This is a genomic window from Tardiphaga sp. 215_C5_N2_1 (assembly GCF_052076055.1).
GTDB lineage: Bacteria > Pseudomonadota > Alphaproteobacteria > Rhizobiales > Xanthobacteraceae > Tardiphaga > Tardiphaga robiniae.
Window position 1 is genome coordinate 4,712,651 of sequence record NZ_CP197240.1, and the last position, 12,419, is coordinate 4,725,069.

Annotated in this window: 12 protein-coding genes; 9 read left to right on the forward strand and 3 right to left on the reverse strand. The window is 62.3% G+C overall.

Going from position 1 to position 12,419, the window contains the following annotated elements:
* Positions 1–14 precede the first annotated feature (14 nt).
* A complete protein-coding gene (locus tag AB7828_RS22480; RefSeq protein ID WP_420882366.1) occupies positions 15–260 on the forward strand; it encodes a DUF6538 domain-containing protein in 246 nt (81 codons plus the stop codon).
* Positions 261–367: 107 nt separating this feature from the next.
* On the opposite strand, the gene AB7828_RS22485 is transcribed toward AB7828_RS22480, so the two are convergent.
* The 3 genes from AB7828_RS22485 to AB7828_RS22495 form a co-directional block, all read right to left on the reverse strand.
* Entirely contained in the window at positions 368–859 is a 492-nt protein-coding gene (locus AB7828_RS22485) for a GNAT family N-acetyltransferase (protein ID WP_175369627.1), read from the reverse strand.
* A 33-nt stretch (positions 860–892) separates the two neighbouring features.
* Positions 893–1,915: a GlxA family transcriptional regulator gene (locus AB7828_RS22490; RefSeq protein ID WP_320446267.1), complete on the reverse strand. Its 1,023-nt coding sequence runs from the start codon at positions 1,913–1,915 to the stop codon at positions 893–895.
* Positions 1,916–2,187: 272 nt separating this feature from the next.
* Complete coding sequence (locus AB7828_RS22495) at positions 2,188–2,703, reverse strand: prolyl-tRNA synthetase associated domain-containing protein (RefSeq protein WP_175369494.1); 516 nt, start codon at positions 2,701–2,703, stop codon at positions 2,188–2,190.
* 276 nt (positions 2,704–2,979) lie between these two features.
* Between AB7828_RS22495 and AB7828_RS22500 the strand changes: the two genes are divergently transcribed.
* The 8 genes from AB7828_RS22500 to purU all read left to right on the forward strand — a co-directional run bounded on the left by AB7828_RS22500 (position 2,980) and on the right by purU (position 12,166).
* Complete coding sequence (locus AB7828_RS22500; RefSeq protein ID WP_441231191.1) at positions 2,980–4,233, forward strand: sarcosine oxidase subunit beta family protein; 1,254 nt, start codon at positions 2,980–2,982, stop codon at positions 4,231–4,233.
* Positions 4,234–4,249: 16 nt separating this feature from the next.
* A complete protein-coding gene (locus AB7828_RS22505; RefSeq protein ID WP_068737808.1) occupies positions 4,250–4,543 on the forward strand; it encodes a sarcosine oxidase subunit delta in 294 nt (97 codons plus the stop codon).
* Complete coding sequence (locus AB7828_RS22510) at positions 4,540–7,530, forward strand: sarcosine oxidase subunit alpha (protein ID WP_441231192.1); 2,991 nt, start codon at positions 4,540–4,542, stop codon at positions 7,528–7,530. Before AB7828_RS22505 ends, AB7828_RS22510 begins: the two co-directional genes overlap by 4 nt.
* A complete protein-coding gene (locus tag AB7828_RS22515) occupies positions 7,523–8,092 on the forward strand; it encodes a sarcosine oxidase subunit gamma (protein ID WP_441231193.1) in 570 nt (189 codons plus the stop codon). The genes AB7828_RS22510 and AB7828_RS22515 overlap by 8 nt, the downstream gene beginning before the upstream one ends.
* Positions 8,093–8,121: 29 nt before the next feature.
* Positions 8,122–9,495, forward strand: coding sequence for an L-serine ammonia-lyase (locus AB7828_RS22520; protein ID WP_441231194.1), 1,374 nt, complete (start codon positions 8,122–8,124; stop codon positions 9,493–9,495).
* Positions 9,496–9,504: 9 nt separating this feature from the next.
* A complete protein-coding gene (glyA, locus tag AB7828_RS22525; RefSeq protein ID WP_441231195.1) occupies positions 9,505–10,794 on the forward strand; it encodes a serine hydroxymethyltransferase in 1,290 nt (429 codons plus the stop codon).
* A 12-nt stretch (positions 10,795–10,806) separates the two neighbouring features.
* Positions 10,807–11,214 carry a dihydroneopterin aldolase gene (folB, locus tag AB7828_RS22530; protein WP_441232297.1) on the forward strand — a complete coding sequence of 136 codons (408 nt, stop codon included), beginning with the start codon at positions 10,807–10,809 and terminating at the stop codon, positions 11,212–11,214.
* A gap of 100 nt (positions 11,215–11,314) precedes the next feature.
* Entirely contained in the window at positions 11,315–12,166 is an 852-nt protein-coding gene (purU, locus tag AB7828_RS22535; RefSeq protein ID WP_441231196.1) for a formyltetrahydrofolate deformylase, read from the forward strand.
* The last annotated feature ends 253 nt before the right edge of the window (positions 12,167–12,419 follow it).

Consider the following 12,419-nt stretch of genomic DNA (forward strand, 5'->3'; position numbering starts at 1 on the left):
ACATGGCTCTACCCATGTCTTGTTCTTGGAAGCACCCGACAGCGGCGACTATTGTTTCCGGCGAGGCGTGCCGGACGATCTCCGCGAGTTTGTTCGGCAAACGCGAAGGGCGGCTTAGCCTCGGTACCCGAGATACAGTCGAGGCAAAGCGTCTCCACGCCTTGAAGCTTGTCGAGATTGAAGAGCGTTGGTCGAACCCCCGGCAAAGCCAGCGCCCGCTCGCCTCCATCAGGCCCGCGCGGGCCCGCCGCCGCCGATGATGCCGTCATGGTGTTCGGCCATGGTGATACCGAGTGCTCAGCCGTGAGGATACCGGATCAGATCAGCAAAAATTATGGAGCGGCGCACACCGCGCCTCGCGATGCCGTTATTGAGCGTCAAGCTTACGAAACATCACGAGCGCATCAACATATTCGTCAGTCGGAAGCCGAAAAGCCTCAGGCAGCCGTCCGACGATCTCAAAACCAAGCGTAGTCCAGAGTCTCACCGCACGCACATTGCTGCTCACGACACAGTTGAATTGCATCGCGCGAAATCCGGAGCTTCTGGCATAGTCGAGCGAGTGTAGGCACATATTGCGCGCCACACCGCCGCCTTGCGCGCTCGCCAGCGTCATGTAGCCGCAATTGGCCACGTGGCTGCCACCACCGTCCTGGTTGGCGCGCACATAATAAGATCCCACGATCTGACCTTGGCGCACGGCAACGAAGGTTCGTTTATCCGGACCGTGCCAGTAGGACAAAGCATCGTCCTTCGTCATCAGGGGGTCCAGGGCGTAGGTCGTGCCTGCACGGATGGTCGGCTCGATGACCGACCAGATGTCTGCCCGGTCTGCCGGCTCAGCCGGGCGAATGATCAGGTCGTCGGAGTGTATGACCATAACAAGTGCCGCCTAAGCCGGACTGAATATACGCCGACCTTCGCCGGCATCTTGCCCGTGGGATTGACCGATTATTCTGCGGCGTTCCTCGGACGGGTTGGTATTGAAGGCGGCCTTGAACGCCTTGCTGAGATGCGAACCGTCGACGAAGCCGGTTTCGGCGGCGATTGCGGCCAGCGATAGGTCGGTCTTCAACATCCACCGTGCATGTTTCAGGCGCAGCCGCAGATATGTCGCCTGCGGCGACTGTCCGGTTTCCTCTTTGAAAAGACGCTCCAGTTGCCGCGTGCTCAGACTGACCTTGCCGGCCAGTCGCGCGACAGACAGCGGCGCTGATAGGTTCTGCTCCATCATTAGCAGCGCGCGCGAGATCCGTCCGTCGGTCTCGGCAAATTCGGTCGGCGGCGCCGATTGAGCCGAGGATCCGGGTTTCATGCGATCGATCAGCATGATGTGGAGCGCCTTCTGCGCGCTCGACAGGCCCATGCGTTGTTCCACGATATGGGCGGCGAGGTAGGCAACGCCCATGCCGCCCGAACAGGTGATGCGGTTGCCGTCGATGACGAAGAGCTGGTCGGCCACCGGGAGTGTCTCGCCGAATTCCTCCAGGAAATCGCGATAGTGGTACCAGCTGATGCAGCACTTTTTCTGGTTGAGAAGGCCTAGACGCCACAGCACGAAACTGCCGGTGCAGACGCCGATCAGATCGACCTTGGTGTTCGCAGCCTCCAGCAGATAGCGCTTGATCTTGTCATCGATCTGCGGGCCCTGATGCAGCAGGCCACCCACGACGACGACATAATCGAGCTCGCGCGGATCGAGGAACCGGGAATTCGGATACATCAGCAGACCGCAACTCGAACGGATCGGCTCGTCGGTGTCGGCCATGATGTGCCACTGGCAGCGGATCGGCCGACTGTTGTCGCCTTCGTCGGCGGCGAGACGCAGCACGTCCACGAAGCTGGCCAACGCAGTCAGCGTGAAATTCTTGGTCAGAATGAAGCCAACGCGCAGCGGACGGACCTTTGGTTGCATCACCCCTGCCTTCGCATTCACCATATGGTCGAATGGCAATCCGGGTGATCGCCGCGAGACGATGCTCCAAAACGGACCCATGTCGCATCATTACATACCTCCAGCGCGCCGGGGCAGGCATTTGCGACGGACTGATCCTAAAAATACATTGCCGCGCGCGCAAGGGCGGCGAAGCGTCTCGCCTGGTGCGCGACGTTCGGGGCGTCGGCTGGGAACCGAGAAGCCCCAGATTGTTGCGGCTAGATCAGGTCGGCCGGTGCGGCGCAGGAGGGTCAGCCGGCGGACGGCGGCTCTTCTGGCGTCGCGAACTGCGCTTCGCGGCCGATCGCAGCAAGAAATGCGTCGAGTGCACCGACCGACAGCGATGTCGTGCGGCTGTTGATGACGGGGTGGCAATTGATGCGCTCCGCCGACCGCAAGCGCGCATCGATGACGGGAGTGACCGCCTGATTGGCATCGTTATAGAGCGCCAGAATCGAGACCGATCCCGGTTCGATCCCAAGCAATTCCTTCAGGGCTTCCGCGCTTCCAAATGACAGCCCGCCCTTGGCGCCGATCGTCTTTGCCAGCGACTTCAGGTGAACGGTCGCGGCTTCGTCGGTGACGAACAGGAAGAACCGTTTCTTGCCGTCGCGGAGGAACAGGTTCTTGGTGTGAATGCCGGGAATGTCGCCGCGTAGCGCACGCGACTCTTCCACCGTATGCACGGGCGGGTGTTCGAACGTCTCCACCACGATCGACTTGTCTTTGAGATACTGAAGAATCTCGTCGCTGCGTTCGATGCTCATCCTGCGTGTCCTTGATCGTCGAGGGCGGGACTGCGTGCGCCCGGGGCATGCCGTCCTGTCTACATGGCAGCGATCCGTGTCGCATGGATACGTCGCGAATTCGAGACCCTGGCGAGCGAAGCCGGGCGGCTTGTCGCAAATCTACGTGTTTCGTGTCGGGGCTTTGCAAACCTGCGGCGTTCCGATGTCGCTCTGATCCAACATGATTGGCGGGCTGATGCTGGCAGCGAAGCGGCAGCGAGTTGTAGGCTCCATCCAATCACAACGTGGACAGCCATGCAGAAATTTTCAGCGCTTTCATTACTACGGGCAGGGCTGACCGGTCATGCCGGCTGGCAGCGACAGTGGCGTTCGCCTGAACCGAAGCCGAGCTATGACGTCATCATCGTCGGTGGTGGCGGCCACGGGCTTGCAACGGCCTACTATCTGGCCAGCCGCTACGGCGTCAAAAACATTGCCGTCCTCGAAAAGGGCTGGATCGGCGGTGGCAATACCGGCCGGAACACCACGATCATTCGTTCGAACTATCTGTTCGACGAAAGCGCCGGGATCTACGAGCACGCCCTCAAACTGTGGGAAGGGCTGTCGCAGGAACTGAACTACAATGTCATGTATTCACCACGCGGCGTCTTGATGTTGGCGCACAACATTCACGATGTGCAGAGTTTCAAGCGACACGTTCATGCCAACCGTCTCAACGGCATCGACAATGAATGGCTGTCGCCGGCGGAATGCAAAGAATTCTGTCCGCCGCTGAATGTCGGTGGGTCCATGCGCTATCCGATCCTCGGCGGCGCGCTGCAGCGTCGCGGCGGCACGGCGCGCCACGACGCTGTGGCTTGGGGCTATGCCCGCGCTGCTGACGCGCTCGGAGTGGATATTATCGAGAATTGCGAAGTCACCGGCATCCGCCGCGCGCCGACCGGCGAGGTGGTCGGCGTCGATACGACGCGCGGCAGCATCAATGCAAAGCGCATCGGCGTCGTCGCGGCCGGTAATACCAGCACGGTGATGAACATGGCCGGCGTACGTCTGCCGCTGGAAAGCTTCCCGCTGCAGGCGCTGGTCAGCGAGCCGGTCAAGCCGATCTTCCCCTGCGTGGTGATGTCGAACACGATCCACGCCTATATCTCGCAGTCGGACAAAGGCGAGATGGTAATCGGTGCGGGAACGGACGTCTACACGTCCTATACGCAGCGCGGTGGCCTGCACATCGTCAATCATACGCTGGATGCGATCTGCGAACTGGTGCCGGCGTTCCGGCGCCTGCGCATGCTGCGCAACTGGGGTGGCATCGTCGATGTCACGCCGGATCGCTCGCCGATCGTGGCGAAGACACCGGTATCCGGACTGTACGTCAATTGCGGCTGGGGCACCGGTGGCTTCAAGGCGACGCCGGGATCGGGCGAGGTGTTCGCCAGCACGATCGCCAAGGACGAGCCGAACAAGATCAATGCGCCGTTCACCATCGAGCGATTCCGCGATGGTGCCGTGATCGACGAAGCGGCTGCGGCCGCCGTGGCGCATTGATAGCGGGGAAAACGAGATGCTCTTGATCAATTGCCCCTATTGCGGGCCGCGCCCGGAGGCCGAATTTGCCAATGGCGGGCAGGCGCATATCGCCCGCCCGGCCGACCCGATGAGCCTCACTGACGACGAGTGGGCCGCCTATCTCTATATGCGTGACAACACCAAGGGGTTGCATCACGAGCGTTGGCGGCACGCCAATGGCTGTGGCCGTTTCTTCAATGCCAGCCGCGACACGACCACGGACGTCATCAAGCGCACCTATCGCATGGGCGAGCGCCCCGAAGCCGAACATCAGGGTGCCAAGCCATGACGGATACGTATCGCGTGCGGCGCGGCGACGGCGCTGAAAGTCGCAACGCAGTTCATTTCACGTTCGACGGAAAGTCGTATCAGGGTCTGGCCGGCGACACGCTGGCCTCCGCGTTGATCGCCAATGGCGTGCATCTGGTCGGCCGCTCGTTCAAGTATCACCGACCGCGCGGCTTCGTCTCCGCCGGCTCGGAAGAGCCGAATGCGCTGGTCGGTGTCGGCGCGACCCAGTCGCGCTATACACCGAACCTGCTCGCGACCCAGGTCGAGATCTATGACGGGCTGGTGGCTGAAAGCCAGAATCGCTGGCCGTCGCTCGAGACCGATGCCGGCTTCCTCAACGAATATTTCTCGGCCTTCCTGCCGGCTGGTTTCTACTACAAGACCTTCATGTGGCCGCGCACGGCTTGGAAGAAGCTCTATGAGCCGGTGATCCGTCGGATGGCCGGTCTCGGCAAGGCGCCGGCTGAGCCGGATGCCGATCGCTATACGCAGGTGTTTGCGCATTGCGACGTGCTGATCGTCGGCGCCGGACCTGCGGGTCTTGCCGCAGCGCTCGAAGCCAGCAACAGCGATGCCACCGTGATCCTGTGCGACGAGCAGGCAGAGATGGGCGGCTCGCTACTGTCCGATCGTTCGGCATCGATCGACGGTATGCAGGCCGCCGACTGGGCGCGCGCGGCGCTCGATGAATTGCGCAAGCGCCCCAATGTGAAGCTGATGTCGCGCACGACGGCGTTTGGCTGGTACCCGCACAATTTCGTCGGTCTCAACGAGCGCGTCACCGATCATCTCAGCAATCCCGCGGCGAACCAGCCGCGTGAGCGGCTCTGGCAGGTCAGGGCCAAGGAAGTCGTGCTGGCGGCTGGCGCGATCGAGCGGCCGCTCGTCTTCACCGATAATGACCGGCCGGGCATCATGCTGGCCGGTGCTGCCCGGACCTATGTGAATCGGTACGGCGTGGTGCCGGGCAAGCAGGTGGTCGTGTTCACCGTCTGCGACAGCGCCTATCGCGCGGCGCTGGACCTCAAGGCAGCCGGTGCCAAGATCCAGGTGATCGTGGATCTGCGCAAAAGCGTATCGAGCCATTGGGTCGACAAGGCACGCGCCGAAGGCATCAAGGTCCGCTCCGACAGCATCGTTCGCGGCACGTCGGGCTGGCTGCGGGTAAAGTCGGCGCAGATCTCCAACGCGCAGGGCGGCGATGCCGAGACCGTGGCTTGCGATCTTATCCTGATGTCCGGCGGGTTCACGCCGTCGGTGCATCTGTTCTCGCAGAGCCGCGGCAAGCTCAGCTACAGCGAAGAGCTGCGGGCCTATGTGCCTGGCGAGTCTGTCGAGCGTGAGCGGTCGGTCGGGGCGTGCAAGGGACTGTTCGCGCTCGAAAGCGTCATCGAAAGCGGCGCCAAGGGTGGTCGGGACGCTGCGGCCAAGGCCGGCTTCCCCCCGCACGGCGAGCGCAGCTATGCGGTCTCCGCGCAGTCGGTGGGTGCCGATGCGTTCATCGGCTCCGTGATGACCGATCATCAGGCGGAAAAGCGGGCCTGGGTCGATTTCCAGAACGACGTGACGGCCAAGGATGTCCGGCTCGCGACCCGCGAAGGGTTCCGATCGATCGAGCACGTCAAGCGCTATACGACCACCGGCATGGCCACCGACCAGGGCAAGCTGTCCAACATGAACGCCCTCGGCGTCGTCTCGAAGCAGATCGACGTCGCTGTGCCGAAGGTCGGCCTGACCACGTTCCGGCCGCCTTATACGCCGACGACTTTCGGATCCTTTGCCGGCCAATCGCGTGGTGATCTGTTCGATCCCGTACGCAAGACCAGCATTCATCCATGGGCTGAAGCGCAGGGCGCACAGTTCGAGGATGTCGGTGTCTGGAAGCGCGCCTGGTATTTCCCGCAGGTGGGCGAGGACATGCATGCCGCCGTCGCGCGCGAATGCAGGGCGACGCGCGAGTCGGTCGGCATCTTCGATGCCTCAACGCTCGGCAAGATCGAGATCGTCGGCAAGGACGCTGCCGAATTCATGAATCGCATGTACACCAATGCCTGGACCAAGCTGGAGCCCGGCCGGCTGCGCTATGGCGTGATGCTGCGCGAAGACGGCTTCATCATGGATGACGGCGTCGTCGGCCGCATGGCAACGGATCGATTCCATGTCACGACGACGACCGGCGGCGCGGCCCGCGTGCTGTCCATGATGGAGGACTATCTTCAGACCGAATGGCCGGACCTCGAAGTGTGGCTCACCTCGACTACCGAGCAGTGGTCAGTCATTGCCTTGCAGGGACCGAATGCGCGCAAGGTGCTGGAGCCGCTGGTCGAGGGTATCGATCTGTCGGCCGATGCCATGCCGCATATGAGCGTCCGCGAAGGACGTATCTGCGGCGTGCCGACGCGGCTGTTCCGCGTGTCGTTCACCGGCGAACTGGGCTTCGAGGTCAACGTTCCCGCCGGCTATGGCCGGGCGGTCTGGGAAGCGATTTTTGCGGCGGGCAAGCCCTACGGGATCACGCCCTACGGTACCGAGACCATGCACGTGCTGCGCGCGGAGAAGGGCTACATCATTGTCGGTCAGGAAACTGACGGCACGGTGACGCCCGATGACGCCGGCCTCGGCTGGGCTGTCGGCAAGGCGAAGCGGGATTTCGTCGGCAAGCGCTCGCTATCGCGGCCGGCGCTGGTCAGGGAAGACCGCAAGCAACTGGTCGGGTTGCTGACGACGGACCCCAAGGTGGTCCTCGAAGAGGGCGCCCAGATCGTGCTCGATCCCGCGCATCCCATTCCGGTGCCGATGATCGGTCATGTCACCTCCTCCTACTGGAGCGCGACGCTGAACCGTTCGATCGCGCTGGCACTCGTTCGCGGCGGTCGCTCGCGGATGGGTGAGGAGCTCTCGATCCCGATGCCGGATGGCGTGATCAAGGTGAAAGTCGTCGACTCGATATTGTTCGATCCGAAGGGGGAACGTTTGAATGCTTAGTCCTGCGATCATGCGTTCGAACGCGTTGTCCCCAATGCAGTCATCCGGCACCACTGCTGCGTTCGCCACGACGCTCTCGATTCTTCCCGATGCGGCGAAGCTGGTGTTTCGCGGCAAGACCGAGGCGATCGAGGCTGCCGGGGCGCATTTTGGCGTCAAACCGAGCCTTGAGGCCTGCCGCTTCGTGGCTGTCGGCGGCCGGTCGGTCTATTGGTTGGGGCCGGACGAATGGCTGTTCCAGGCGGTGAACGAGAATCCGATCGAGGTATTTGGCGGGATGTCGGCAGCGCTGCAAGCACAGGCCTGCTCGCTGGTGGATGTTAGCCATCGTTCGGATGGCATCGCGGTTGCGGGTCCAACGGCGGCGCTGGTGCTGAACCATGGCTGCCCGCTGGATCTGTCCCTCAAGGCGTTCCCGGTCGGGATGTGCACGCGCACGGTGCTGGGCAAGGCATCACTTCTGCTGTCACGTTCTGAAGAGCACGTGTTCCATGTGGATGTATGGCGTTCGTTTGCGCCCTATGTTTGGCAGTTCCTCGACGAAGCGCGAAGCCTGTCCTAGCAGCCCGGCTGCGCCCTGGAGACCGCGCGATGATTGGAACGTTCGATCTCTTCAAGATAGGCATCGGGCCATCGTCATCGCATACGATGGGACCGATGAAGGCTGCGGCGCTGTTTGCCAGCCAGCTTGCGGAGCGCGGTCTGCTGAAGGATGTCGCGCGCGTGAAGGTCGAGCTGTTCGGCTCGCTGGCCTGGACCGGTCGCGGTCATGGCACCGACAAGGCGGTCGTTCTCGGTCTTGCCGGCAAGTTTCCGGAAACGATCGATCCGGAAGAGGCGGAGACGCTGGTCGATGGCGCCCGCGCGGCGGGCACGCTGCGGATTGCCGAGCGGCGCAACGTTCCGTTCGATTTCGCCAATGACATCATCTTCGACGGCGTGACCGAGCCGCCAAACCATCCGAATACGCTGGCACTTTCCGCCTTCGATGCGGCCGGTCATGTCCTTCATGGTGAGCGCTGGTGCTCCGTCGGCGGCGGCTTTGTCGTTCCGGAAGCACAGGTCGGCGTCGTCGGTATTGTCGAGGACGTTCCCGTCCCGCATCCTTTCAGGTCGGGCAAGCAGCTGCTCGAGATCGGTGCGAAAACCGGTCTGTCGATTGCGCAGATTGTCATGGCCAACGAGATGTCGTCGCTCCCGCCGGACAAGATCGAGCAGCGGCTCGATCGCATTATCCAGGTGATGATGGACTGCATCGATCGCGGCATGACCAAAGAGGGGCAGCTGCCGGGCGGGCTGAACGTCAAGCGCCGCGCGCCCTCACTGCATCGGCGCCTTGTCGCCGCTGCAAGCTCGAACAGCCGCGCCCAGCATGAGGTGATGGATTGGGTCAGCCTGTATGCGATCGCGGTCAACGAGGAGAATGCGGCGGGCAGCAAGGTGGTGACGGCACCGACCAATGGCGCGGCCGGCATCATCCCGGCCACGCTTCGCTATTTCCGCGACCATTGCCGCGAGGCGTCACCTGAAAACATGCGCGTGTTCCTGTTGACTGCCGCCGCCATCGGCGCGCTGTTCAAAATGAATGCGTCGATTTCGGGCGCGGAGGTCGGCTGCCAGGGCGAGGTCGGCTCGGCCTGTTCGATGGCGGCGGCGGGGCTTGCGGCCGTGCTCGGCGGTACCAATGAGCAGATCGAGAACGCTGCCGAGATCGGCATGGAGCATCACCTCGGCATGACCTGCGATCCGATCGGCGGGCTGGTGCAGGTGCCATGCATCGAGCGCAACGCCTTTGGTGCCGTGAAGGCGATCAATGCGGCGTCGCTCGCGTTGCAGGGCGACGGCACCCATGTGGTGCCGCTCGACAAGGTGATCGCGACGATGCGCGAGACCGGGCGCGACATGCAATCGAAATACAAGGAGACCTCACTGGGAGGTCTCGCTGTCAATCTGGCAGAATGTTGAGGGAAGACCATGACCCAAGCCGAACGCGAGGCATTCTTCACGACCGATCTCGCCCAAGCAGACCTAACCATCTCGTCGTCGCTTGCCGGAGAACTCGGCAGGCAGCGTGACGAGATCGAACTGATCGCGTCCGAGAACATCGTATCGCGTGCAGTGCTGCAGGCGCAGGGCTCGGTGCTGACCAACAAATATGCCGAAGGCTATCCCGGCCGGCGCTACTATGGCGGCTGTCGCTTCGCCGACGAAGTCGAGGAGGTTGCAATCGAGCGCGCCAAGACGCTGTTCGGCTGCAGCTATGCCAATGTGCAGCCGAATTCCGGCAGCCAGGCCAATCAGGCCGTCTTTATGGCGCTGATGAAACCTGGCGACACCTTCATGGGTCTGGATCTCGCCGCAGGCGGTCACCTCACGCATGGCGCCAAGCCGAACATGTCGGGCAAGTGGTTCAACGTCGTCAGCTATGGCGTTCGTCGCGACGACTGCACCATCGACATGGAGCAGCTCGAGAAGTTGGCTGTGGAGCACAAGCCGAAGGTGATCGTGGCCGGCGGCTCGGCCTATTCGCGGTTCTGGGATTTTGCTGCGTTCCGCCGTATCGCGGATGCGGTCGGAGCCTATCTGTTCGTCGACATGGCGCATTTCGCCGGTCTCGTCGCCGGCGGTGCCCATCCGTCGCCGTTCCCGCATGCGCATGTCGTGACCTCGACCACCCACAAGACGTTGCGCGGCCCGCGCGGCGGCCTGATCCTGACCAATGACGAGGACATCGCCAAGAAGATCAATTCGGCGATCTTCCCGGGCTTGCAGGGCGGGCCGCTGATGCATGTCATCGCCGCCAAGGCGGTGTCGTTCGGCGAGGCCCTGCAGCCCTCGTTCCGTCAATATGCGGCCGATGTCGTTGCCAATGCGCGCGCGTTGGCAGGCACTCTCTCAAGTGCGGGCTATCCGATCGTCACCGGTGGCACCGACAATCACCTGATGCTGGTCGATGTCCGGCCGAAGAATCTGAACGGCAAGCTCGCCGAAGCGGCGCTCGGGCGGGCAAACATCACCTGCAACAAGAACGGTATCCCGTTCGATCCGGAGAAGCCGACCATCACCTCGGGCATCCGGCTCGGCTCGCCGGCCGCGACGTCACGCGGCTTTGGCGTCGGTGAATTCGAAGAAGTAGGCAAGCTCATTGCCGCCGTCCTGGATGCGAATTCCAGAGCGCCGGACCAGGGAGCGCCGGAGGTCGAGGCAATGGCACGTGGCCGCGTTGCCGAGCTGGTTGCGTCGTTCCCGATCTATCGGTCCTGATCAGGCCGCTTGATGGAGCGTGTCGGAGAGGGGCAGGCGGACGGGATATTCATCCAAGGGCTGAATGTTCACGCGCGCCACGGCTTGCTGGATCACGAGGCGCAACTGGGGCAGCGCTTCGTGATCGATATCGATCTGCAGGTCGATCTCTCCGATGCGGCCAGTTCGGACGACATCGGACAGACGATCGACTATGCGTCGGTCGTCGCCACCGCGACTGAGGCATTTCTGGCCTCGCGCCATGTGCTGTTGGAGCGGGCCGCGGCGGCCATCGCCGACGGCATTCTCGATGTCCATATGCGCGCCAGCGCCGTGCGCGTCACCGTCCACAAGCCGCAGGCGCCAATCACAGCGATCTTAGAAGAAGTCGGCATAGAGCTGACGCGATACCGCGCCGACAGGCATCGTCGGACCGCGTGATGTGGGCGTCCGCGGACCCCGCTGCGCGGCAGCCACACCAACATGCTTCACCCCATAGCGATCGCAGCCGCGCGATCGATCTACCACCGAGACAAGCAAGATGACGAAGAAGAACTGGATCCTGACCTTCTATTGCCAGGATCGCCCGCGCATCGTGTCGACCGTCACGACGGCGATTTCCGATGTCGATAGCAACATCCTGGAAAGCGCGCAATTCTGGGACAGGACGACCAACCGCCTGTTCATGCGCATTGCTTTCGAGACGCCGGATGTGATCAGTCGAAAGACACTGGAATCCGTGCTCAATCCGGTGTTGTCGCGATTCGAGATGAACGCCGTTCTGGTCGATGCAGCGTCGCGTCCCCGAGTGATCATCATGGTCTCCAAGTCGGACCATTGTCTCGAGCAGCTTCTGTATCAGGTTAAAGTCGGCTGGCTGAAAGCCGAGGTCGTCGCGATCGTGTCAAACCACCGCGACTGCGAAGCGATCGCCGAGAAGGCGGGGATCCCGTATTACCACTGGCCCGTCAGCAACGAGACCAAGCCGGAGCAGGAGCGGCAACTCTACGAGCTGTATCTGAAGGAAGGTGCCGATCTGGTCATTCTTGCACGTTACATGCAGATCCTGTCGAACGATCTGTCGAGCAAGCTCTATGGTCACGTCATCAACATCCACCACTCCTTCCTGCCGAGCTTCAAGGGCGCGCGGCCCTATCACCAGGCCCACGACAGGGGTGTCAAGATCATCGGCGCTACCGCGCATTATGCGACGCCGGATCTCGACGAGGGTCCGATCATCGAACAGGAGACCGAACGGGTGACGCACGCGTCGTCCTCGGACGATCTTGTCGCCGTCGGGCGCGACATCGAGTCGCGAGTGCTGGCGCGTGCCGTGCGGCTTCATCTCGAGCGTCGTGTCCTTTTGAATGGACGCAAGACGGTGGTGTTCTAGCGCCCGCAATGCGACGACGAACGTCGCCGCGAATGCTCGTTTGAAAAGCATGGACAGGCCAAGATTTAATCTTCGCGATGAATTTTGCAGCGCAGCGGAAATCACTGTGTTTGCTACGCAAAATCGTCTCGACCAGCGGCGCGGCGCGCCAACCAAGAACAGGCAGTCGATATTCGGTAGTTATGACGCAATTCTACAAGCAACAGCGCGCGTGCATCCTATCTGCCGTATTCGCGGACCACTAGCGTTGCAG